The sequence below is a fragment of the Paraburkholderia fungorum genome (assembly GCF_900099835.1).
In the GTDB taxonomy this organism is placed as follows: Bacteria; Pseudomonadota; Gammaproteobacteria; order Burkholderiales; family Burkholderiaceae; genus Paraburkholderia; species Paraburkholderia fungorum_A.
This window is the reverse complement of record NZ_FNKP01000002.1, coordinates 2,133,314-2,155,303: the sequence shown is the minus strand read 5'-3', so window position 1 is coordinate 2,155,303 and position 21,990 is coordinate 2,133,314. Positions and strand designations below refer to the sequence as shown.

The window sequence follows — 21,990 nt, the reverse complement described above, 5'->3', positions numbered from 1 at the left end:
GATATAGATGTTGTGGCGTGCAGCGCGGTTCTAGTTGCCTGGATCGAGTACCGGCTTGTCCGGGTTCGAAAGCATTTTGTAGGGGAGTTGTGCGGCGTGCGGATCGCTCACCGTGTTGTCTATAACGCGCTCGACGTCGGCCGTTTTGGCGAGTTCGGAGATGAACGTGTGCTTGTCAAAGCCGGGTGCCACGCAGCCTTCCACGTAAATGAAGCGACGTTGCAGCGTGAGCCATAGCGTCGTTTGCTCGCGCCAGTGCGTGGCGAGATTGATGCTGGCGAGACGCCGTGGCACGGCCTCGGCGATTTCCGCGTCGTACAGATACGCGTTCGATAAACGGCAGCGACCTTCTATCCAGCAGCTATTGCCGCGCTCGATCCGGTAATGGCTGTCGTCGAGCCATTCCTTTTCGGTTTCGAGTGGACCCAGCGGAGTGGGGCAGTCGCCGATTGCTTTGGAGATCTGAAAGAACGGATCGTGGCCGCGATTGCTGCGAGGCTGTTGCGCATGAGCATGAATAGCGGCGATGCCGATTAGCAGACAGCCCAATCGCGCAATGATCTGGCGTTTCATCTTCGGTCTGCTTTCGGTAGTGGGGTAGCCGAAAAGGAGAGAGGCGAAGTTCTATTCTGGCACTTTCGTGCAGCGGAGTGAATGAGGCGAGTGACGCAGAGTACTTTGCGACAACAGGTTTTTATTTTTATTGTCGAGCCTGAAAACGGAACACGCCGTCTTTAAACCGTCGTTCCGCGACGACGTGCCGTGTCACTTTCCGCCGATTGCGACTTCGCTGCGGTTTGCGCCAATTCCAGCCGGTTGCCACCGAGCGATTTCGCGCGATATAACGCCTGGTCGGCGGCGGCGAGCAGTTCGCCGAGCGTCAATGCTTCGCTCCCGGATTGCGCGAGGCCGATGCTGACCGTCGCCTGTATTCCGGCGCCGTCGATCCGGTGAGAAACCGTCGCAGCAAACCGCTTGACGATTGCGCTGCCCAGTTCTTTAGCGCGGCGGCTGTCTTGCCCCGGCAGCAGCGCGGCAAACTCTTCTCCGCCGATGCGCGCGAGTATCGCGTCGGCGCCCAGCACGCTTCGTGCAATCTGCCCGAACGACTTCAGGACCTCGTCGCCGGTTTCATGGCCGTACCGGTCGTTGATCGTCTTGAAGTGGTCGAGGTCGAACGCAAGCAGCGAGACGGACTGCGCCGCGCCGCCGTCGCTGATCACGCGCGTGCCTTCTTCGAAAAAGCGCCGGCGATTGCCGAGGCCAGTCAGATAATCGGTTTGCGATTCCAGCAATAGTTGCTCATGGGCCTCTTCGCGGACGAGTTTCAGCAGGGTCATCGGCAGGACGACCGAATACAGCACGCCCTCGTACATCGTGATCTGGCTGGCGATAGAAAATATTTTCGGCCCGAACTGCGTGGCGAGCCAGGGCAGGATGAAAGCTCTGAACGCATAAAAAAGCGCGTGTCCGCCGGACACCCACGCAGCGATGCGGCGCGACTGGAATCGCTTCAACGCGTTGTTTCGCGACAACTCCAGGGCCGTCATGCCGCAGGCTATCGCGATCGGAATCGCGCTGACGTAGCCCCACATTAGCGCTTCGCCGCGCGTGCCCGCCACGGCCCAGGTCAGCGCGAGAAGCGCGACCAACGCGATCGACCCGGCACGATATTGCCGGCCGCTCAGCGCGGCGGCGCCGTGGAGGATCAGCAGATAGCCGGTAACAATGACGAGATTGCTCAACGCAGCGCCTGTCACGCCAGGCAGCGTATGACGAAACGCGGCGGCCGCGCAGCCAATTGCCAGCGTGGCATAGGCCGCCGACAGGATGCTTAATTCCTTGCGGCGCGCAGGGTGGGTGCGGCGCTCCCAGAGCGTCATGGCGGAACTGGCTAGAAGCGTTCCGATTGCAAGGAGATAAAGGGTAATGAGGTCGACGTGCATCGCAGATGAAGGGCTATTCGCCGGTACATCGCGGCGGCACGCGCATTTTACGACGAAAATAAGACGGCAGGACGATAGTCGGACTGCGGCATATATGCGTAAGGAATGTATTTGCCGCGTGCATTAATACGTTTCAGGTAAATGGCGCGGCAACGCACAACTCATTAGCTCACCGCTTCGTTCGCTGGTTTTCTACCGCGAATTTAATCAGCTCCGCCTGTCCCTCTATATCGAGCTTGCGCTTCAGATTCAGCCGATGCGTCTCCACGGTACGCACCGACAGGTCGTTGCGCTGCGCAATCTGCTTGCTCGACAGGCCCTCCGCGAGCGCATCGAGAATATCGCGCTCGCGCGGCGTCAGCCGTTCAATTGGCGATTGCGTCGCCGACGCCTGGATCAGACGCGCGCCCAGGCCGGCGCTGAAGAAAGTTTTACCGGAGAGCACGGCGTCGATGGCCTGAATGATTTCGGTCGCGGGCGAATCCTTCAGCACATATCCGCCCGCTCCGGCGCGAACCGCCTGCGTCACGTATTCGAGGTTGTCGTGCATCGACAGCATCAGCACGCGGATGCCGGGAAATCGCTCATGAAAGAGACCGGCGAGCGCGATGCCGTTCATCCCCGTCATGCCGACGTCCATGAGGACGAGATCGGGTGTCTGACTGTCGGCAAGCGCGAGCGCTTCCTGCGCATTGCCCGCTTCGCCGACGATTTCGAAGTTGCGTACCGCTTCGAGACGGGCGCGCAAGCCGTCGCGCACGAGCGGATGGTCGTCGACGAGAAGCAGGCGTGCAGTGGCGTGGGAAGTATCGTTCATGATCGGATTGGGTCGGCGAGGGCGGCGGGTTCCGGCGTTCCAAGCGGCACGCGTGCGGTCACGAGCGTGTGTCCGGCTTGCGAGTTCAGCGACAGCTTGCCGCCGAGCGGTTCGAGTCGCTCGCGCATGTTGCGAAGACCGACGCCCGAGCGTCGGCCGACGAAAGCGTGGGTCACGTCGAAACCGCGTCCGTTGTCGGCGATGGTCAGCGTGACGGCGTCGTGCGAGATTTCGAGCGCCAGTGCCGCGCTCGTTGCCTGCGCGTGCCGCACGATGTTGGTCAGCGCTTCCTGGGCGATGCGGAACAGCACGGTGTTGACCGCGTCGGGCAGCGTGGCCGCGTGCGTGTGCGCGATCTGCGTGAAGCCGATCTCGATGCCGGACTCGTCGCTGAGTTCGCGCGTGAGTTGTTCGAGCGCGGCCGCGACGCCGAGATCGTCGAGCATCGATGGACGCAGCGCGTGCGAAATGCGGCGCACTTCGCGCAAGGTATCGCCAAGACGCGTGAGACTCGTGGACAGCGCGGCTTCGGCGGCGGGCACGCGCGACTCGCTGCGCTCGAAGCGCGCCAGCGCGGATTCGAGCAGCAGTTTCACCGACACCATCATCTGGCTGATGCCGTCGTGCAGTTCGCGCGAAAGCCGCGCCCGTTCGTTTTCCTGCGACTCGACTACCTGCTGCGCGAGGCGCTTCAGTTTGGCGTCGGCGCTACGGTATTCGGTGACGTTCAGCACGAGCGCGCACAGCGCGATCACCGCCAGTCCAGCCACCGCGATCGTGTCGATCCATTTCATCGTACGGTCGATGTTGGCCGCCGCGCCTTCGTCGATATGCGCGAGCGTCGTGTCGACGTCGTCGAGATAGATGCCGGTGCCGATCATCCAGCCCCAGCGGGGCAGCGGCACTACGTAGCCGAGTTTCGATGCAACCTTGCCGGTCGACGGCCGGTGCCACAGATAGCGCACATAGCCGCCGCCATTCGACGCCGCCGCGATCAGCCGCTGGATGGTCGGCACGCCCTGGCTGTCGCGCAGCGTCCACAAATCGCGCCCGACGAGGTCCGGCTCGCGCGGATGCATCAGCGAACGGCCATGCATGTCGTAGACGAAAAAGTAGCCGTCCTTGCCGAAATCCATTTTCTCGAGCACGTCGAGCGCGCGGGTGCGCAACAATGCGTCGTCGCGCGCATTGTCCCGGCCCGCTTCGTAAAGCGGCTCGATCGCCGTGGTCGCGAGTTCGACGTAATGCTTGAGTTCGATTTCCTTGCTGGCCAGATAGGCCGCCTGGGTCGTCGCGTGCTGCCGCTCGGCGAGCGCGGTGGCCTGCTCGCGCACGCCCATTTCGATGCTGGCGATGGCCGCCAGAAAGGGCACGATCGCCAGCAGCACAATCTTGGCTTTGAGTTTCATCGTCGGAAAGACAGCGAGCCGGCTACGTAGTATTACGTAGCCGGCTTACGTAGTTGCGCGCTTGTAAGGTCGCTCACGAAGGCGAATACTACAACGCCGCGGCGTACCGCGCGTCTGGAGCGCGGACGCCGTCGCCTATGCGCCATGGCGCAGCGGGCCGGTCCGGCATTCTCATGCCATGACAGGAGACGCCTGAATCGGGTTTTACACCTGATATCAGATCACCGGTTTTCCGCGTATCGGGCCACAAGCCACGCTGCGCGGCGTCAATAATAGACTTAGGAGAAGTTCGTGGAGACCTCCCCATCCGCCAGCCGTTCATGGCTCTGGCTCATTCTGCTGTTCCCCTATATCGCGTTGTTGTGGTTGCCGTTTTATAACCACGCGTATCCGTCGTTCGCGGGCTTTCCGTTCTTTTACTGGTATCAGTTCTTGTGGGTGCCGTTGACCTCGCTACTGATTTACGCCGTGTACCGAGGTGTCAAATGAGCGATATCAATCCTGTGAATCCGGTCGCGATGACCGTCTTTATCGCGTTCTTCGTGCTGGTCACCGTGATCGGCTTCTTCGCTGCGCGCTGGAAGCGGGGCGACATGACGCAATTGCACGAGTGGGGTCTGGGCGGCCGTCAGTTCGGCACGGTCATTTCGTGGTTCCTGGTGGGCGGCGATTTCTACACCGCTTATACGGTGATCGCAGTGCCCGCGCTGGTCTACTCGGTGGGCGCGTACGGCTTCTTCGCTTTGCCTTATACGATCATCGTTTACCCGTTCGTGTTCGCGGTGATGCCGAAACTGTGGAAGGTCGCGCATGCGAAAAACCACATCACGGCAGCCGATTATGTGCAGGGCGAATACGGCGGCAAGTGGTTCCCGGCAGCGGTCGCATTGACAGGCATTGTCGCGACGATGCCGTATATCGCGCTGCAACTGGTCGGTATGCAGGTGGTGATCAAGGGACTCGGCGTGACCGGCGAAATGCCGCTGATTGTTGCGTTCGTGATTCTCGCGCTGTACACCTACGCGAGCGGCCTGCGTGCTCCGGCGATGATCGCGTTCGTCAAGGACATCATGATCTACATCGTCGTGATCGCGGCGGTGTGGCTGATTCCGGTGAAACTCGGCGGCTACGCGCACGTGTTCGACATGGCCGATGCGCACTTCAAGGCGAAAGGCGGCGCGACCGGCATTCTGCTGAAGCCGACGCAGTTCACCGCGTATGCTTCGCTCGCGTTGGGTTCGGCGCTCGCGGCGTTCATGTATCCGCATACGATGACGGCGGTGTTGTCGTCCGCGTCGGCGAAGACGGTGCGCAAGAACGCGATCTTCCTGCCGGCTTACACGTTGCTGCTCGGTCTGATCGCATTGCTCGGCTATATGGCGATCGCTGCGGGCGTGAACGTGAAATCGGCGTCCGACGTGGTGCCGGCGCTGTTCGGCACGCTGTTCCCGTCGTGGTTCGTCGGCTTCGCGGCGGCTGCGATTGCGATTAGCGCGCTGGTGCCCGCCGCGATCATGTCGATCGGCGCGGCCAATCTGTTCACGCGTAATTTGTGGCGTCCGCTGGTGTCGCCGAATATTTCGCCTGAAGGCGAGGCGTCCACCGCGAAGATCGTGTCGCTGGTCGTCAAGTTCGGCGCGCTGCTGTTCATCGTGTTCCTGCCGACGCAGTACGCGATCGACCTGCAACTGCTCGGCGGCGTGTGGATTCTGCAGATTTTCCCGGCCATCGTGTTCACGCTGTACACGCGCCGCCTGAATACGCCGGGGCTGTTCGCCGGCTGGCTGGTGGGGATCGTGATCGGCACGGGCCTCGCGATTTCGCAAGGGCTCAAGCCGGTGTACGCGCTGCACCTTGGCGACGCGGTTTATCCGCTGTATATCGGCCTGATTGCACTGGTGGCGAATATCGTCGTCAGTTTCGCGGTGTCGGTGGTGTCGCCGCGTAGGGCGGTGGTAGCAGCCTGAGCTGCGCGCTCTATCGAGCCTCGATGAAAGACGCCGCGGAGCAGTTGCTCCGCGTTACACCCCAAATCGTTGGACACCCGTCCAACGATTTGGGGTGTTTTTCATGGCGAAGCACAGTGAGCAAATAAAGCTGAATTTGACGAAAAGTTTTGTCGTTTGTCCCACGAGGGCAAGCATGCCGAATTGTCACTTCACCCGAAACATATTCTGGCGGGGCCGCGCCGACCAGTGCGGAATGCGATATACGTGTGATTTCATGAGTGTTTCGGCAAGTGAGGCGATAAACGTGATGATCAGCCATGCGTTCAACGTCCGCTCCGAGACGCCGCGCTTTATGTTGCGACTGGCGCATCAGACAAATCCAGGAAGTGGCGTTCATTTCATGCATCCTGATTCCGTTGCAAACATGGCGGGAAAGGTAACTCAAAACCTTTGACGATTCTTCACCGTTTCAATTTCTGCGACGTGCTAAAAGGGCAATTCACCGGTTTAACCGGACCCTTTCCGAGCGGAGAATCAATGGCAGTTCCTTTGCGTTTGTGGTTGAAAGATGAAGGCGGTGCGGACCTTCGGGGGTCCAGTGAAGTATCGGGTCGCGAGTGAAGCATCGAAGTTCTAAGTCTCACGCATGGAATTCATTCGCTCACGGACGGGCACACGGGAAAGCTGATGGGTGCGCGTCACCATCGTCCATTAACCATTAAACATCCCAGTGAATTTGATCGTCTGGAGCGTCACATTCGCCGACATAATCCCGACATGTCTTTACCCGGAAGCACCTTGAAGGCGTACGGCTGGGTAGATGTTCGATGAAGCGCCTGGCGTTTGTTGCATGGTGCATCGGGTCAGCGGCATTGTGGAGCGCCTTGGTTTTTTCGGCGTGTCACTTCGTTCTTTCGCGTGTCTGGTATCTGATACCTATCGGGTTTTATGAGGCAGTCAATAACGGCTTACTCTGGACTGTCAGAAGATTTAAGCCCGAATACGACCCTGGCGTTTTGCAGATGGACGACCCCGGTCTGTTGCTGCTACTAGGCCTGGTCTGTTTAATTTGTGCCGCCGTTGTCATTCCGGTTAGCGCCTATGGATGGCAGCGCTTCAATTCGTGGCAAGTTGAAAGACGAGCCGAATAGACGAAAAGCCGCCCAACGCCCCGCGGCGTTTCTTATTGGCACTTCCATTCGCGCATCGTTGCACGCGCGTTCTCAGGCGTCGGCCCAGCGACGTAGCAGATTGTGATAGATGCCGGTCAGGCTGACCACGGTGGGATCGTTCGAACCCTTCTCGGCAGCGAGGCGCTGCACGTCGTTATCGAGTTGAAACAGCGTGGTGCGCTCGCCGTCGTCGCGCACCATGCTTTGAATCCAGAAGAACGAAGCGAGCCGCACGCCGCGCGTCACCGGACTCACATGATGCAGGCTCGAAGCCGGGTAGAGCACCATGTCGCCCGCGGGCAGTTTCGCGCGATGCACGCCATATGTGTCTTCGATGCACAGTTCGCCGCCGTCGTAAGTGTCCGGTTCGGCGAGAAACAGTGTCGCTGACAAATCGCTGCGAATGCGGAAATCGGTGCCCTTCAACAGGCGGATCGCGTTGTCGACGTGGGTGCCGAAACCGTCGCCGCCGGCATAGCGGTTGAATAGCGGCGGGAATACTTTCAGCGGCAACGCAGCGGAAAAAAAGCGCGAGTTCTGGCCGAGAGCGTCCTGAATCGCGTCGCCCACCGCGCGTGCGGCGGGCGAGCCTTCAGGCAGTTGCTGGTTGCGTTTGGCTTGTGCCGATTGCGCGCCGGACGTCGCATTGCCATCGGCCCACGGCGCCGCATCGAGCACTTCGCGGCATTGCGCGACCTGCTGTTTGGTCAATACGCCTTGCAGATGCAGCATCATGTGCGCGACTCCCAGAGAAAGCGGGCCGGTCTGCGGGCGCTCAGGTTCATTTCATTACCCAGCGCGCGCAACGCGCTGACTGGCGATGCCGCGAGCCATCCCTGCATCTTCGCGATGAATGCTGGTGTCGCAGTGAGCGGCACGCGCCGCAACCAGTGCAGCGCAGTGTCGATATCGCCGCGTTCGGCCATCAGTCGCGCGTAGTTGAATTGTCCGCGGAAGTCGCCGCCTTGCGCAGCGCGATGGTAGAAGTCGAGCGCGATGTCGATGTCTGCGTCGACCTCCCAGCCATCTTCGTAAAAGCTGCCGATGAAGTTCAACGACTTCGTGTGACCGAGACCGGTCGCGCGCTGGAACCACTGCAACGCCTGCGCGCGGTCACAGGTAATTCCGTTACCGAGCGCCAGCGCCGACGCATAGTTGTACATCCCCCAGTCCAGCCCCGCCTGCGCCGCGAGCCGGTACCAGTACACGGCAACCGGCGCACATCGAGCCGTGCCCCAACCATGCTCATAACAGCGGCCCAGCATGTTCATCGCCATCGGATGATCGCGCCGCGCCGCGTGTCTGAACCACGTGAACGCTTCGTCGGTATTGCGTTCGACGCCGTGGCCGTCGAGCAGATACTGCCCATACACGGCCTGCGCTTCGACAATACCGTTGTGAGCGGCCGCCGCCACCCAGGCGGCAGCCTGGGCGGGCGGCCCGGCGAGAATCGCGGCGAACTCGTCGTGCGACACGTTCGCCAGCGCTTTCAAGGTCACTTGCGTTGCGGGTTCCATTACGCCGTGCTTAGTAGTGGGCGTTCAGCGTCAGGAACGCGGAGCGTCCCGGTGCGATCGACGCGTAGTGCGACGCGTAAGCCTGGTCGTAGTACGTGCGGTTGAACATGTTCTGCACGTTCAGTTGCAGATCGACATGCTTGTTCACGCGATACGTCGCTACGCCGTCGAAGCGCCAGTAAGCCGGCACCGCGCGCAGATTCGCCGTGTCGCCATAAACCTGCGACATGTAGAACGCGCCGCCGCCAATCGTGAACTTCGGCAGAACTTCATACGTGGTCCACAGGCTGATGCTGTTCTTCGGCGTATTCGGGAACTGGTGGCCGTTGTCGGTCGTCGTTTTGCCGTTGTCGCGCAACTGGCTCTTCAGGTACGTGTAGCCGCCGAACACCTGCCACTTGTTCGTCAACTGACCCGCCACGCCGAATTCGAAACCTTGCACGCGCTTGCTGCCGACCATCGCGTAGCTGTTGTCCGGCAACGTGACGCGCGCGTTGGTCGTGTCGATCTGGAACAGCGCGCCCGTCAGCGAGAGCTTGTTGTCCAGCACGTTCCACTTGGTGCCCACTTCGATGCTGCGGTTCTTCTCCGGTGCGAGATCGGCGGCGTTCGCGCCGATGCCGCCACGGCCCGGCGTCAGCGACTGCGTTTCGCTACCCTGGCCGAGCAACGCGCCGGCCGGCGTCGACGAGGTCGAGATCGACGTATAGATGCTGCCGTTCGATGCCGGCTTGAACACGAGGCCGAGCTGGTAGTTGAACAGCGTGTCGTCGCGCGAAACGCGGCCCGCGCCGTTGGCCACGGTGTTGCGGAAATCGGTCGAGTAATCGTCGACGCGCAGGCCGACGTTGGCTTGCCAGCGCTTCGTCAGCTCGATCGTGTCGAACGCATAGAGCGACTTGGTGACGGTGCGTTGCTCGCTGGGATCGTTCGTCTGCTTGACCGAACCGGCCCACGGGTCGTTCGGATTCGGCGAGTACAGACTCGTGCAGTTATAGCCCGACGCGACGCCGATGCCGTTGGTCTTGCAGATCGCGCCGCTTGCCGCCGCGACCGTGTACGAGTCGTTCACACTGGTTTCGCGCGACACTTCGATGCCGGTCGTGAAGCTGTGCTTCAGGAAGCCGGTGTTGAAGTCGCCGTACAGTTCGGTCTGGTTGGCGAGGCTGTAGACGTCGCTGGCACGCGTATTTGCGCGGCGCCACACCATGCCGTTCACGACGTTGCCCTGACTGTCGTCGGGCTGGGTCCAGATGTAGTCCTGGGTCGACTTCGTGTAGCGCGTGGTGTTGCGGATCGACAGATTGCTGTTGATGTCGTGCTCGATCCGCACCGTGCCGACGTCGGACGTGGTCTTGCGGAAATCGCGGTCGATCAGGCCGTAGAAGTTGTGACGGTTCACGTCGGCCGGGTAGATGGTGCTGACGTTGGCCGGCTTGTTGGTCGTCGTGTAGAAGTACGGAATGCCGCTGTCGGGCAGGTCGTCCGTTTGCAGATGGTAGTAGCTCGTCGTTACGCGGGTGGGCGTGCCGAGGCCGTATGTGAACGACGGCGCAATGCCCCAGCGCTCGTTGTTGACGGCGTCGCGGCCGGCCACGTCGTTGTTGTGGCTCATCACGTTCAGGCGGAACGCCGCGTGATCGGCCACTTGCCAGTTGCCGTCGGCGGTGAAGCGGCGGTAGCGGTCGGTGCCGAGGCCCACGCTGCCGTCGGCGGAATTGCCCAGATGCGGAGCCTTGGTGATCAGGTTGATGCTGCCGCCCGCGCCGCCCCGGCCGCCGAACGCGCCATCGGCACCCTTGGTCACTTCAACGCTCTGGATGTTGAACACTTCGCGAGTCGTCGCGCCGACGTCGCGCATGCCGTCGACGAAGGTGCTGCCCTGCGCGTCGTAGCCGCGAATGAACGGCCGGTCGCCGAGCGGATTGCCGCCTTCGCCCGCGCCGAACGTGATGCCCGGCACGGTGCGCAGCGCTTCGGTCAGCGTCGAGGCGCCGGTGCTCTGGATCAGTTCCTGCGGGATGACCGTCACCGATTTCGGCGTATCCAGCAGCGGCGCGGTGAATTTGATCGACGACGAGTGGTCGGTCTTGAAGGCGTCGTCCGACTGGCCTTGCACGGCGATCGGCACGAGCTGGCCTTCGCTGTCGGGCGGCGCGGTGGCCGCGGTACTTTGAGCGAGAGCCGGCCCGGCAGCGAGCATGCTGCAAAGGGTCGTGCTGATTTTGCCGAGCTTCGGATCGTCGGACCGCAACTTCATTTTCATCCCCGTCGAGTTTCAAAAAGAAGGTCGAGCGGACATGAGAAATCCTTACCCGGCCATTCCATGTTTATTACAAAGTGATTGCGAGGCGCATTCTATTCAATCACGTTGTAATTGAGAAGCGTTCTCAATGAATAAACTCGAGATGGGGTGGTGGCGATGGGTTGGGAAAGCCGATTTTGTGATTGTGATGGTGTGTTTTAGGGTAATTATTATGTTATTTGCGCGCTGTTTTGATCATTTTGTGGCGACTACATAACATCGAGAATGCACCCGCTGTGTTGATGTAATGCAACAAATCGGGGTACGCAAAACGAGGAAAGTGTAAGGATCGACCACTGCTTCGGGCCGATCCGGGTCCGTAAAATTGACCTTTCCTTTCGGGATGTAACAGTTCGACGATGTCCCGCGTGAGCCGTCCGCCGCCGCGCAAAACGCGCGCTAGAACCGCTCCACCCGAAACGGCCACGGGTCCACCACCGTCTCTTCACCCGTCATCATTTCCGCGAGCAGGCGGCCCGTGATCGGCCCCAGCGTCAATCCGTGATGCGCATGACCAAAGGCGAACCACAAGCCCCGATGATTTTTCGCCGGCCCGATAACCGGCATCATGTCCGGCGTGCAGGGGCGGCGGCCCATCCACGGTTCGTCGTCGAGACGTTCGCCTAGCGGAAACAGCGTGCGCGCGACCGGCTCGACCGCCGCGAGTTGCACGGGCGTCCTGACCGCGTCGCGATGAGCGATTTCCGCGCCAGTGGTAAGCCGGATGCCGCGCGCCATCGGCGCCAGCAGATAACCGTTTTCGACATCCAGCACCGGGTGATTCAGGCGCGCACCGTCGCGCGGCGCGTAGTGCATGTGGTAGCCGCGCTTCACGGCGAGAGGGAGGCGGTAGCCGAGTTGCGCACTCAGCCGGTCCGACCACGGCCCCAACGCGACGACTGCCGATTCCGCCGAGATCGTTCCCGCTTCCGTATCGACCTGCCAGCCCTCGCGCAATGTGTCGGCGCCGCCGATAAAGAAGCGGCCGCCCAGCGCCTCGAAATATTTCGCGTACGCGGTGACGAGCGCATTCGGATCGCTGACCGAATCGGATGCCGTATAGCACAAGCCGCCTCGCAAACTCGTGTCGAGAGCGGGTTCCATCTGTTGCAGGCGCGCGGGATCGAGGGCGTCGAACTCGACGCCGTATTCGTCGTGCCATCGTTCGACGAGCCGCGTCTCGGCATCCCGAACCGCGTCGGTGCGAAACACCTTGATCCAGCCGATCGGACGCAGCAACGCGCTCGCACCGGCATCGGCGGCGAGCGCGCGGTGCTCGCTCACGCAATGTTCGATCAGCGTGGAATAAGAGCGCGCGATTGCCGCGTGTTTTGCTGGATGCGAATTGCGCCAGTACTGCCACAGAAACGGCATGGTCTTGAGGATCGCGTCGGCGTGGTAGCGAACGTCTGGTGACTGGTTGCGCGCGTAGCGCAGCAGCGTGCCGAGTCCGCGCGGAAACGCATACGGATAGACGCCTTCGCGCTGGATCAGCCCTGCATTGCCGAACGACGTTTCGTTGCCGGGCAATTTGCGGTCGATCAGCGCAACCTGGCGGCCGCGTTTCTGCAGATGCAGCGCCACGCAGACGCCGACTATGCCCGCGCCGAGCACGACGGTATCGAATTTCATGCTGCCTGTCTGGGTCACGTCGGGTGTCACGTTGCCTCGCCTGGAATGGTGCTGTTAAGTGCTTGCTGCAGGTGCATCGTACCTGCTGCAAAAACGCGCGGGATTCGGGTTTGCACGTGCTGTCGCGAGCCGTCGAACCAGCCTCGGATTGCGGTTCGATCGGGTCCAGAAGCACCGTCAAAATACCCGCCAGATCAAACCACAGCGGCACCCACCTCGCCAGCGTGTAAACTGCTGACTTTTTTGCCTCCGGTGCTATGTTGCAAGCTTCCCAGCGCACAGCGCTCAGTGGCCCGGCCCTCATTCGCTTATTGGCCCGTCTGGCGGATGTCGATGTTCCCGAATCCCGGCAGTCGCTGTCGGACCGGCTGAGCCAGTGGCTCGGCTGGACCGACGCGATTGCTTTGTCGTCGGCGCTGAGCGGTAAGCCGCCTGCGGTCCCGGCCAACGCGCGGGCGTTCGGCCGCGTCGAAGAGGACGAATGTCTTCGCGTGCGGTCGTTGCTGGGCAAGGCCATCGCCAACGACAGCGTGCTGGTCGCGTCGAAGCGGCGCGCGGCGGGGCCGGCGTCGGCTCACGTCGTTTCCACCGATGCGCCGGCCGACTACGCGGTGTTCCGTCAGCGCTATCTTGCGCAGCAGCAGTCGATGGAAACGGCCGTTGGCAATCTACGCGGCCGTCTGCGTGGGATGCTCGCCACCAGAACGCCCGCCATGGCCCGGCTGGCGGTGGTGGACGCCGTGATGGAGCGCGCGCTGGGCGAGCGCGAGCGGAATCTGCTGGCGACGGTGCCCGGTCTGCTCGCGGGCCATTTCGAGCGTTTGCGCGACGCGAGTCAGAAGGCGGCCGCGATCGTCGACGATCCCGAACACGCTGGTCAGGCCGATGCCGCCAAAGACGCTGCGCCCGCCGCCCGGAGTGCGCCGCCTGCGCCAACCGCACCCGACGCGTGGCTGGACGTTTTCCGCAAGGATATGCAGAGCGTCCTGCTGGCCGAACTGGAAGTTCGTTTACAACCGGTCGAAGGGTTGCTCGCAGCTCTTCGCACCCGCTAACTGGAACACTATGTCCAGATATCGTATTGATTTCGTTGTTTTTCTGGCCGGCCTGGCCGCTGCGTGCTGGATTGCCGCCAGCTATGTCGGGTCGAACGCGCTGGCGCTGTCCGTCACGCTGCTGATCGTCGTCTGCTATCTGGCGGGTGCGCTCGAATTGCGCCGCTATGGTCAGGCCACGACCACGCTGACGCGCGCCGTCGACGGACTCTCCGCGCCGCCCGCGAGTCTTTCCGCGTGGCTCGAACCTTTGCACCCGAGCCTGCGCAACGCGGTGCGACTGCGGGTCGAAGGCGAGCGCGTGGCGCTGCCCGGACCGGCGCTGACGCCGTACCTCGTCGGCTTGCTGGTGTTGCTGGGGATGCTCGGCACGCTGCTCGGGATGGTCGCGACGCTGCGCGGCACCGGCCTCGCGCTCGAAAGCGCGACCGATCTGCAGGCGATTCGCGCGTCGCTGGCCGCGCCGGTCAAGGGCTTGGGTTTTGCATTCGGCACCTCGATTGCGGGCGTTGCGACATCGGCGATGCTGGGTTTGCTGTCGGCGCTGTGCCGCCGTGCGCGGCTCGACGCCGCGCAGGCGCTCGACCTGAAGATCGCGACGAACTTGCGCATCTATTCGCAGGCGCATCAGCGCGAGGAAAGTTTCAAGCTGATGCAGCGCCAGGCCGAGGTCATGCCGACGCTGGTCGATCGTCTGCAAACGATGATGACCGTCATCGAACAGCAAAGTCTCGCGCTGAACGAGCGGCAACTGGCGAGCCAGGAAGCCTTCCACGGCAAGACGGAGGCGGTTTATACGCGCCTGGCAGGTTCGGTCGAGCGCTCGCTGAAGGACAGCGTCGCCGATAGCGCGAGGGCTGCCAGCGCCGCGTTGCAGCCGGTCATGGAAGCCACGATGGCGGGTCTCGCGCGCGAGACCGAGGCGTTGCACGGCGCGGTCTCGCAAGCCGTCCAGCGACAACTCGACGGATTGTCGAGCGGCTTCGACGCGACCGCGGCCAAAGTCGCCGGGATCTGGAGCGACGCATTGGCCGGGCATCAGCGTTCGAGCGAGGAATTGGCCGGGCATTGGCGCGGCTCGATGGAGCGTGTCACCGAAGCGTTCGAATTGCGTTCGGCGGCGTTGCTGGACGGCGTGTCCGCGCGGCTCGATGCGACGGCGGGCAATGTGTCGCAGGCGTGGAACGACGCGCTATCGCGTCAGGAACGCGCGGGCGAAAAGCTGGCTCTGGATAACCAGCAGGCGTTGGCAGCGGCAGCGGCGACTTTCGAGCAACACTCGGCGTCGTTGCTGCGTGGGGTCGGTCAGTCGCATGTGGACTTGCAGACCGAACTGGCGTCGCGCGATGAACAGCGCCTGGCCGCATGGACCGACAAGCTCGGTTCGATGGCCACAACGCTGAGCGAAGAGTGGGCGCAAGCGAGTACGCAAACCGCGCAACGTCAGCAGGAAATCTGCGAAACGCTGGCGCAAACCGCGCGTGATATGTCGGCGCAAACGCAGGCGCACGCGAGCGACACGATTGCCGAAATCAACCGTCTTGTTGATGCGGCGGCTGAAGCACCGAAGGCTGCAGCGAATCTGCACGCTGAAATTGCGTCGCGCGATGAAGAGCGCCTTGCTGCATGGACCGACAAGCTCGGCGCGATGGCCACCACGCTGAGCGAAGAGTGGGCGCAAGCGGGCACGCAAACCGCGCAACGTCAGCAGGAAATCTGCGAAACGCTGGCGCAGACCGCGCGCGATATGTCGGCACAAACGCAGGCGCAAGCGAGCGACACGATTGCCGAAATCAACCGTCTTGTTGACGCGGCGGCTGAAGCACCGAAGGCCGCAGCGAATCTGCACGCTGAAATTGCCTCGCGCGATGAAGAGCGCCTGGCCGCATGGACCGACAAGCTCGGTTCGATGGCCACCACGCTGAGCGAAGAGTGGGTGCAAGCAGGTACGCAAACCGCGCAACGTCAGCAGGAAATCTGCGAAACGCTGGCGCAAACCGCGCGCGATATATCGGCGCAAACGCAGGCGCATGCGAGCGACACGATTGCCGAAATCAACCGCCTGGTTGATGCAGCGGCTGAGGCACCGAAGGCCGCAGCGAATCTGCACGCTGAAATTGCCTCGCGCGATGAAGAGCGCCTGGCCGCATGGACCGACAAGCTCGGCTCGATGGCATCAACGCTGAGCGAAGAGTGGGCGCAAGCGGGCACGCAAACCGCGCAACGTCAGCAGGAAATCTGCGAGACGCTGGCGCAAACCGCACGCGATATCTCAGCGCAAACGCAGGCGCACGCCAGCGACACCATCGCTGAAATCGGCCAATTGGTGCAAGCGGCGTCGGAAGCGCCGAAGGCCGCCGCCGAGGTCGTCGCCGAACTGCGTCAGAAACTGTCGGACAGCATGGTCCGCGATACCGCGATGTTGCAGGAGCGCAGCCGTCTTCTCGAAACGCTTGAGACCTTGCTCGATGCAGTGAATCACGCATCCGGCGAGCAACGCACGGCCGTGGATGCGCTGGTCGCGACATCGGCGGATCTTTTGGAACGCGTGGGCACGCGCTTCACCGATCATGTCGAACTCGAAACCGGCAAGCTCGGCGCGGTCGCCGCGCAGGTGACGGGCAGCGCGGTCGAAGTCGCGAGCCTCGGCGAAGCGTTCGGTGCCTCCGTGCAGATGTTCGGCGAATCGAACGACAAACTCGTCGCCCATTTGCAACTCATCGAAACCGCGCTGGACAAATCGCTTGCGCGCAGCGACGAACAACTCGCGTATTACGTCGCACAGGCGCGTGAAGTCGTCGACCTGAGCGTGATGTCGCAGAAGCAGATCGTCGAAGATTTGCAGCACCTCGCCCGCCAACGCTCGTCCGCCGGAGTTGATGCGGTATGAGCGAGGAAATCGACGGCGGCGTGGAGCCGGGCGCGCCGATCTGGCCGGTTTTCGGCGACCTGATGTCGGTGCTGCTGGGCGCGTTTGTGCTGATTCTGGTCGGCGTGATCGGCGTGCAACTGGAGCTATCGAACAAGCTCGATCAGGAGGTCAAGCAGCGTCAGGCGGAAACGCAGCGCCGCAAGACGCTGGAGCAGGCGCTGGCCGGACCGCTGGCGGCGGGGCGCGTGACCCTGGTCAATGGACGCATCGGCATTAGCGGCAATGTGCTGTTCGCGCTGAATTCCGCGCAGTTACAGCCGGAAGGGCGCGATCTGCTGAAGAGCCTGGCTGGACCGCTGTCCGCGTATTTGCGGGCCAGCGATCAGATTCTGATGGTCAGCGGCTTTACCGACGACCAGCGTTTGCGCGAAGGCAATCGCCGCTTCGCGGACAACTGGGAGCTCTCGGCACAGCGCGCGTTGACGGTCACGCGTCAATTGATCGACGCGGGCGTGCCAGCGTCGTCGCTGTTCGCGGCGGCGTTCGGCTCCGGGCAGCCGGTGAGTTCGAATACTGACGAACCGGGGCGGGCGAAAAACCGTCGTGTGGAAATTGCGCCGGTGCCTCGGCCATCGACTGCAACGGTGAAGTCCGGTGAATAGCAATAACGTCGATTTCGCCGACGTCGCGCGGCACGCCCGAGCGACACTCGACGCGTGGCGCGAGTGCGGTGCGGATCGTCTGAACCCGGTGCGTTTTCAATTGATCGTGGGGTTGGAGCGGCGCGCGGCTGCCCACGAAGGCGATGCACGGCGGGTTCTCGACGAGCGCGTGGCGAAGCTGATTCACGCGTATTCGGCTGACGTGGCGCGCGCAACGCCCGATGCGAAGGTGGCGGACCGCGCCGCCGCCGAATCGGAATCGCTCGCGGGCCTGGTCAGGCAACTCGCGAGCAACACGCACCGATCCACCGCCTATCCCGAACTGCCTGAACTCGATTACTTCCGAGGTGTCTGGTCCCGGGTACGCAGCGAGAAACAGATACGCCAGTCGCTCGCGCCGGTGTCCGGCAACGCGGGGCCGCTCAATTCAAGCAGCCTCGTGCATCGCGCGCTTTCGTTGATGAGCGAGTTGTCGCCGGGGTATCTGAAGCAGTTCATGTCGTACGTCGACACTTTGTCGTGGATGGAGCAGATGAACGGCGGCGCGCCTGCAGCCAAAGAAACGCCTCGTTCTGGAACTACCGGCCGAAGCGGCCGAAGCAAAGCCCGCTAGCGGCGATTGCGCGAAGCCGCCGCAGACACTTCGCCAGAATCAGTCGAAGTCGAACACGTCGAAAATCGAGCGCTTCTTTTTGTGCCCGCGATAATCCGCGCGGCGATCGTCATACCCGCGATGGCGGTCGCCTTCGTATGAGTGTCCACGATTCTGGTGCTCGTCGCGGCCCGCGCGTGACGCGGCGGGCGTATCCCCATTTCCCGCGTCCTGCGCGATCAGCTTGTCCAGTTCGCCGCGATCGAGCCACACGCCCCGGCAGGCCGGGCAATAATCGATTTCGATCGAGCGGCGCTCGGTCATCAGCAGATCGGTCGTTGTACAAACGGGGCACTTCATCGTCACGCTCCTTGAAAATTCCAGACTTCAAACGCTCGGCCTGAGCGCGTCATTCACTAATCGCTCATGCGCCATTCATTCGCCGCCACTCGCCGCGCGTTTCGATTTCGCGCGACGCACCAGCATGTTCATGCACTCGACGAAAGCGGAGAACGCCATGGCCGCGTAGATGTAGGCCTTTGGCACGTGAGTGCCGAAACCATCGGCGATCAGCGTCATGCCGATCACCAGCAGGAAGCTGAGCGCCAGCATCACGATGGTCGGATTGCGATCGATAAAGCGCGACAACGGCAGCGCCGCGAACAGCATCACCAGCACCGCGACGATGACGGCGACGAACATGATCGGCATGTGCTCGGTCATGCCGACCGCCGTGATGATGCTGTCGACCGAAAACACGATATCGAGCACGATGATCTGGCCGATGGCCGCCGCGACCGTCAACTGAACCGTGGAGGCTGCTTTATCGGCAGCCTCGTCCGAATGAGTGACGTGGTGGCGAATTTCGCTCGTTGCCTTCCACACCAGAAACAGACCGCCGCCGAGCAGAATCAGATCGCGCCACGAAAACGCGTGATCGAACAGCGAGAAAGCAGGCGCGGTTAGCTGCGCGATCCACGCGACCGTGCCGAGCAGCGCAAGCCGCATCACTAGCGCGAGCATCAGGCCAATGCGCTGCGTGCGCGCGCGTTGCGCCTCGGGCAGCTTGTTGCTGAGGATCGAGATGAAGATCAGGTTGTCGATACCGAGCACGATTTCCATCACGATCAACGTGACGAGCGCTGCCCACGCAGCGGGGTCGGCCATCAGGGCGAGTAAGGAGTCCATGGGATTGTTATAGAAGCCGGTGCGGTTAATGTCACGGAACCGCTATCTTCGTCCCGGGCAAGCTTCGAATAAATCAGTGATAAGCTGAATGACATATCGATTTTTGCGAACTGTCAGCGGCATGCTCAACTATCGTCATCTCTATTATTTCTGGATCGTCGTCAAGGAAGGCGGTTTCGCGCGCGCCGCCGAGCGGCTCGACGTGGCGGTCCAGACGGTCAGTGCGCAGGTGCGCGAACTGGAGAAATCGATTGGGCGTCAATTGCTGAAGCCGGCGGGACGAGGCGTCACGATGACCGAGGCCGGCGAGACGGCCTTCAATCGCGCGGAGCAGATTTTTCAGCTGGGCGAAACCTTGCTCGACGAGATGCGCGAGGCGGGCGGCGAGGGCGCGGCGCGGCTCGCGGTAGGTCTGTCGGACGGAATTTCAAAACTCGCTGCGCATGCGCTGCTTGCGCCAGTGCTCGGTACGCCGTCGCTGAGGCTGTTGTGTCACGAAGGCGAACATGCGCAGCTTATGTCAGAGCTGGCGCTGCATCGGCTGGATCTGGTGCTGGCTTGTCAGCCTGCACCGCATAACGCGGATTTGCGCGTGACGAGCCAGCGGATTGCGGGTTCGCCGGTTGACTGGTACGGCCCGGCGGACATCGTGCGCAAGGCCGCGCGCGCCGGTTTTCCAGCGTGCCTGGCCAGTCTGCCGGTGCTGCTGCCTACCCGCCATGGCGCGCTGCGGGCGCGGCTCGACCGCTGGTTCGAGAGTGAGGGCATCCGGCCGCGCATCGTCGGCGAATTCGAGGACAGTGCGCTGATGGCCGTGTTCGCCGCGCGCGGGCTGGGCGTGTTTCCGCTCGCGGAACTGGGCGCGGAAGACCTGTCGCTGCTGCGAGGTTTGCGGTTGCTGGGTCGCGCGGAGGGCGTGATCGAAGAGGTTCACGCAATCCGGTCGCGGCGCGGGCAGCATCATGGGCTCGCGTCTCAGGTGCTGGCCGCCGCACGTTCGTGATCGTGCCGGGCGCGCTATGTGAAAGATGGTCTGAAAATGGACTATGCCCGGACGAAGCCGGGCATAGGTCTTTACCGCTTATGCACTGATTGCGCGGCGCTGAAGCCACGCAATCAGACGTGCATCACAAGCCTGCTTAGAACGCGTGACGCATACCCACGGTCACAGCGACCTGCGAGTTCGTTGCAGACGGCGACAGCGTGTTGAGCATTGCATGCGACAGCACCGAATCCGCCGGCGCGCCGTGCACGTTCTGATACACGCCTTCCAGATAGAAGTCGGTGCGCTTGCTGACCGAGTAATCCGTTTGCAGCATTGCCGTGTTCCAGCCCGGCGACGAACCGTTGTACGCACCATGCGTGAACGTGTACGCACCCGACACGCTCAGTGCCGGCGTCAGTTCGTACTTCGCGTTCACTTCATAGTTGTCGAGGCGCAGCGAGCCGCCCAGCGTGCCCGACGACGTGTCGCCCGAACCGAGGTAGGTGCCCGTGCCGAACGAGAACACGCCCGACGCGTTGTCGATCTGCGAGTGGCTCCACACGAGGCCGACGGTAGCCGGGCCGAACGTGTAGTTACCGCCCAGCGACCAGATACGCTGACGTTCGGCGATGAAGTTCGCGCTCGTGTCGCTCGACGTGACCGCGCCCGAACCGCTGCCCGCGTTGTTCAGTTGCAGGTAACCGGCAGCCAGGTTCACCGGACCCATTGCATACGACAGACCGAAACCGTACGAGCGGTTGTCCGCGAACGCGCCAGCCTGGTTGCTGAACGAGTACATCGTCTCGAACGTGACGCCGTGGTAGACCGGGCTCGCGTACTTGACCGAATTGTTGATGACGACCGAGTTCGCCGCCAGGTTGTCGTTCTCGAACGGGTGCGCCGCGATGCTGCCGCCCCACGTGTTGAACGCGGACGTCAGCGGGCCGACCGTGTCGTTCATCACGTCGAACTGGCGACCCAGCGTGACCGTACCGTACGCGTCGCTTTGCAGGCCAACCCATGCCTGGGAGCCGAATGCGCTACCGGCGAAAGCCTGCGAGCCGTTGTTCAGATTGAAGCCTTGCTCCAGTTTGAAGATCGCGTGCAGACCGGCACCCAGATCTTCCGAGCCCTTCAGGCCGAACACCGTGTTCTGCGTCGAGCTGCTGCCGAGCTGGTAGTTAGCGTGGCCTTGCTGGTTGTTGGTGTACACGAATCCTGCATCGATGAGGCCGTACAGGGTGACGCTGCTCTGCGCATGCGCCGTCATCGTAAAGGCGCCGCACAGGGCTGCCGCGAGTAGACACTTTTTCATACTTGTTAGCTCCGTGATTAAACGGTGATTGATGGATTCAGTAGCTTGTTCAACAACGCCACGCACGCGCATGCAATAGATTCGCAATCGTTGTTGCGAATGTCGCAATAGCGAGGGTTATATTTTTGCGATTATTGCGTGCAAGCCATTCCAATGACTGGTCAATGGCGCACGCCGGTCGACTGCCTTGTTTTTCAAAATCGGCGATGCAGATACGCTCAGCCGGATGCGAAAAGTGACAGCGCAATCATATGGCGGTGGAAATAAAATCGGTGCCGGAAAAAATAAACCCGTGGCGCGGAAGAAACATTGAGGGCCCGAAGCTTACCGCGTTCGATCGCATGCTGGGAGGGCTCTGTGACGTTCTTACGACACAATTTCGCATGAAGACGTGGGTTTTGTATCGAATGCGGGATGTTGAATGGCAAATCAAACCTGAAGTGATTCGTCAAGGCGGCTTAACTCGCCATTTATTTTGAAATATTAAAGAAAGGTTAATGTAATTAAATAATGATCGGAATATCGACGGAATCTGGAATTGCTTTTGTAAAGCGATGGTCGAAATCAATGCCGG

The 21,990-nt window shown here is 61.9% G+C and carries 19 protein-coding genes; 8 read left to right on the top strand and 11 right to left on the bottom strand.

What is annotated here, in order from left to right; all coding sequences use genetic code 11:
- Window positions 1-30 precede the first annotated feature (30 nt).
- The 4 genes from BLS41_RS25360 to BLS41_RS25345 all read right to left on the bottom strand — a co-directional run bounded on the left by BLS41_RS25360 (window position 31) and on the right by BLS41_RS25345 (window position 4,172).
- A complete protein-coding gene (locus BLS41_RS25360; protein WP_074769833.1) occupies window positions 31-573 on the bottom strand; it encodes a hypothetical protein in 543 nt (180 codons plus the stop codon).
- A gap of 161 nt (window positions 574-734) precedes the next feature.
- Window positions 735-1,946: a GGDEF domain-containing protein gene (locus BLS41_RS25355; protein ID WP_074769831.1), complete on the bottom strand. Its 1,212-nt coding sequence runs from the start codon at window positions 1,944-1,946 to the stop codon at window positions 735-737.
- A 169-nt stretch (window positions 1,947-2,115) separates the two neighbouring features.
- Window positions 2,116-2,763: a response regulator gene (locus tag BLS41_RS25350; RefSeq protein WP_074769829.1), complete on the bottom strand. Its 648-nt coding sequence runs from the start codon at window positions 2,761-2,763 to the stop codon at window positions 2,116-2,118.
- Window positions 2,760-4,172, bottom strand: coding sequence for a cache domain-containing protein (locus BLS41_RS25345; RefSeq protein WP_074769827.1), 1,413 nt, complete (start codon window positions 4,170-4,172; stop codon window positions 2,760-2,762). The genes BLS41_RS25350 and BLS41_RS25345 overlap by 4 nt, the downstream gene beginning before the upstream one ends.
- A gap of 291 nt (window positions 4,173-4,463) precedes the next feature.
- Here BLS41_RS25345 and BLS41_RS25340 point away from each other — a divergent pair, with 291 nt between their 5' ends.
- The 3 genes from BLS41_RS25340 to BLS41_RS38595 all read left to right on the top strand — a co-directional run bounded on the left by BLS41_RS25340 (window position 4,464) and on the right by BLS41_RS38595 (window position 6,575).
- Window positions 4,464-4,661, top strand: a complete 198-nt coding sequence (locus tag BLS41_RS25340; protein WP_074769825.1) for a DUF3311 domain-containing protein — start codon at window positions 4,464-4,466, stop codon at window positions 4,659-4,661.
- On the top strand, window positions 4,658-6,139 hold the full coding sequence (gene mctP / locus BLS41_RS25335) for a monocarboxylate uptake permease MctP (RefSeq protein WP_074769823.1): 1,482 nt from the start codon (window positions 4,658-4,660) through the stop codon (window positions 6,137-6,139). Before BLS41_RS25340 ends, mctP begins: the two co-directional genes overlap by 4 nt.
- A 256-nt stretch (window positions 6,140-6,395) precedes the next feature.
- Window positions 6,396-6,575: a hypothetical protein gene (locus tag BLS41_RS38595; RefSeq protein ID WP_143026359.1), complete on the top strand. Its 180-nt coding sequence runs from the start codon at window positions 6,396-6,398 to the stop codon at window positions 6,573-6,575.
- A 769-nt stretch (window positions 6,576-7,344) separates the two neighbouring features.
- On the opposite strand, the gene BLS41_RS25330 is transcribed toward BLS41_RS38595, so the two are convergent.
- The 4 genes from BLS41_RS25330 to BLS41_RS25315 form a co-directional block, all read right to left on the bottom strand.
- The gene (locus BLS41_RS25330) at window positions 7,345-8,028 is read right to left on the bottom strand and encodes a Fe2+-dependent dioxygenase (RefSeq protein ID WP_074769821.1); all 684 of its coding nucleotides are present in this window, start codon (window positions 8,026-8,028) and stop codon (window positions 7,345-7,347) included.
- Entirely contained in the window at window positions 8,025-8,810 is a 786-nt protein-coding gene (locus BLS41_RS25325) for a tetratricopeptide repeat protein (RefSeq protein WP_074769819.1), read from the bottom strand. Before BLS41_RS25325 ends, BLS41_RS25330 begins: the two co-directional genes overlap by 4 nt.
- 10 nt (window positions 8,811-8,820) lie before the next feature.
- On the bottom strand, window positions 8,821-11,070 hold the full coding sequence (locus BLS41_RS25320) for a TonB-dependent receptor (protein ID WP_074771175.1): 2,250 nt from the start codon (window positions 11,068-11,070) through the stop codon (window positions 8,821-8,823).
- A 444-nt stretch (window positions 11,071-11,514) separates the two neighbouring features.
- Complete coding sequence (locus BLS41_RS25315) at window positions 11,515-12,747, bottom strand: NAD(P)/FAD-dependent oxidoreductase (RefSeq protein WP_074769817.1); 1,233 nt, start codon at window positions 12,745-12,747, stop codon at window positions 11,515-11,517.
- Window positions 12,748-13,004: 257 nt separating this feature from the next.
- On the opposite strand from BLS41_RS25315, the gene BLS41_RS25310 reads away from it, so the two are divergent.
- Genes BLS41_RS25310 through BLS41_RS25295 form a run of 4 tightly spaced genes read left to right on the top strand, consistent with a single transcriptional unit; the run spans window position 13,005 to window position 17,949 of the window.
- Entirely contained in the window at window positions 13,005-13,802 is a 798-nt protein-coding gene (locus tag BLS41_RS25310) for a DUF3348 domain-containing protein (protein ID WP_074769815.1), read from the top strand.
- Between the two features lie 10 nt (window positions 13,803-13,812).
- The gene (locus BLS41_RS25305; protein WP_074769813.1) at window positions 13,813-16,692 is read left to right on the top strand and encodes a DUF802 domain-containing protein; all 2,880 of its coding nucleotides are present in this window, start codon (window positions 13,813-13,815) and stop codon (window positions 16,690-16,692) included.
- Window positions 16,689-17,336: an OmpA family protein gene (locus BLS41_RS25300; RefSeq protein ID WP_074769811.1), complete on the top strand. Its 648-nt coding sequence runs from the start codon at window positions 16,689-16,691 to the stop codon at window positions 17,334-17,336. Before BLS41_RS25305 ends, BLS41_RS25300 begins: the two co-directional genes overlap by 4 nt.
- Window positions 17,329-17,949, top strand: coding sequence for a DUF2894 domain-containing protein (locus BLS41_RS25295; RefSeq protein ID WP_074769809.1), 621 nt, complete (start codon window positions 17,329-17,331; stop codon window positions 17,947-17,949). Before BLS41_RS25300 ends, BLS41_RS25295 begins: the two co-directional genes overlap by 8 nt.
- Before the next feature lie 39 nt (window positions 17,950-17,988).
- On the opposite strand, the gene BLS41_RS25290 is transcribed toward BLS41_RS25295, so the two are convergent.
- Window positions 17,989-18,288 (bottom strand): TFIIB-type zinc ribbon-containing protein, encoded by a 300-nt coding sequence (locus BLS41_RS25290; RefSeq protein WP_074769807.1) that lies wholly within the window; start codon window positions 18,286-18,288, stop codon window positions 17,989-17,991.
- 75 nt (window positions 18,289-18,363) lie between these two features.
- Entirely contained in the window at window positions 18,364-19,116 is a 753-nt protein-coding gene (locus BLS41_RS25285) for a TerC family protein (RefSeq protein WP_074769805.1), read from the bottom strand.
- A 121-nt stretch (window positions 19,117-19,237) separates the two neighbouring features.
- On the opposite strand from BLS41_RS25285, the gene BLS41_RS25280 reads away from it, so the two are divergent.
- Window positions 19,238-20,119, top strand: coding sequence for a LysR family transcriptional regulator (locus BLS41_RS25280; protein WP_074769803.1), 882 nt, complete (start codon window positions 19,238-19,240; stop codon window positions 20,117-20,119).
- A 136-nt stretch (window positions 20,120-20,255) separates the two neighbouring features.
- On the opposite strand, the gene BLS41_RS25275 is transcribed toward BLS41_RS25280, so the two are convergent.
- Complete coding sequence (locus BLS41_RS25275; RefSeq protein ID WP_074769801.1) at window positions 20,256-21,416, bottom strand: porin; 1,161 nt, start codon at window positions 21,414-21,416, stop codon at window positions 20,256-20,258.
- Between the last annotated feature and the right edge of the window lie 574 nt (window positions 21,417-21,990).

Excerpts from the sequence above, each read along its gene's own strand:
- BLS41_RS25360 (WP_074769833.1), bottom strand. The coding sequence starts at position 573 with ATGAAACGCCAGATCATTGCGCGATTGGGCTGTCTGCTAATCGGCATC.
- BLS41_RS25355 (WP_074769831.1), bottom strand. The coding sequence starts at position 1,946 with ATGCACGTCGACCTCATTACCCTTTATCTCCTTGCAATCGGAACGCTT.
- BLS41_RS25350 (WP_074769829.1), bottom strand. The coding sequence starts at position 2,763 with ATGAACGATACTTCCCACGCCACTGCACGCCTGCTTCTCGTCGACGAC.
- BLS41_RS25345 (WP_074769827.1), bottom strand. The coding sequence starts at position 4,172 with ATGAAACTCAAAGCCAAGATTGTGCTGCTGGCGATCGTGCCCTTTCTG.
- mctP (WP_074769823.1), top strand. The coding sequence starts at position 4,658 with ATGAGCGATATCAATCCTGTGAATCCGGTCGCGATGACCGTCTTTATC.
- BLS41_RS38595 (WP_143026359.1), top strand. The coding sequence starts at position 6,396 with ATGAGTGTTTCGGCAAGTGAGGCGATAAACGTGATGATCAGCCATGCG.
- BLS41_RS25330 (WP_074769821.1), bottom strand. The coding sequence starts at position 8,028 with ATGATGCTGCATCTGCAAGGCGTATTGACCAAACAGCAGGTCGCGCAA.
- BLS41_RS25325 (WP_074769819.1), bottom strand. The coding sequence starts at position 8,810 with ATGGAACCCGCAACGCAAGTGACCTTGAAAGCGCTGGCGAACGTGTCG.
- BLS41_RS25320 (WP_074771175.1), bottom strand. The coding sequence starts at position 11,070 with ATGAAGTTGCGGTCCGACGATCCGAAGCTCGGCAAAATCAGCACGACC.
- BLS41_RS25315 (WP_074769817.1), bottom strand. The coding sequence starts at position 12,747 with ATGAAATTCGATACCGTCGTGCTCGGCGCGGGCATAGTCGGCGTCTGC.
- BLS41_RS25310 (WP_074769815.1), top strand. The coding sequence starts at position 13,005 with ATGTTGCAAGCTTCCCAGCGCACAGCGCTCAGTGGCCCGGCCCTCATT.
- BLS41_RS25305 (WP_074769813.1), top strand. The coding sequence starts at position 13,813 with ATGTCCAGATATCGTATTGATTTCGTTGTTTTTCTGGCCGGCCTGGCC.
- BLS41_RS25300 (WP_074769811.1), top strand. The coding sequence starts at position 16,689 with ATGAGCGAGGAAATCGACGGCGGCGTGGAGCCGGGCGCGCCGATCTGG.
- BLS41_RS25290 (WP_074769807.1), bottom strand. The coding sequence starts at position 18,288 with ATGAAGTGCCCCGTTTGTACAACGACCGATCTGCTGATGACCGAGCGC.
- BLS41_RS25285 (WP_074769805.1), bottom strand. The coding sequence starts at position 19,116 with ATGGACTCCTTACTCGCCCTGATGGCCGACCCCGCTGCGTGGGCAGCG.
- BLS41_RS25280 (WP_074769803.1), top strand. The coding sequence starts at position 19,238 with ATGCTCAACTATCGTCATCTCTATTATTTCTGGATCGTCGTCAAGGAA.
- BLS41_RS25275 (WP_074769801.1), bottom strand. The coding sequence starts at position 21,416 with ATGAAAAAGTGTCTACTCGCGGCAGCCCTGTGCGGCGCCTTTACGATG.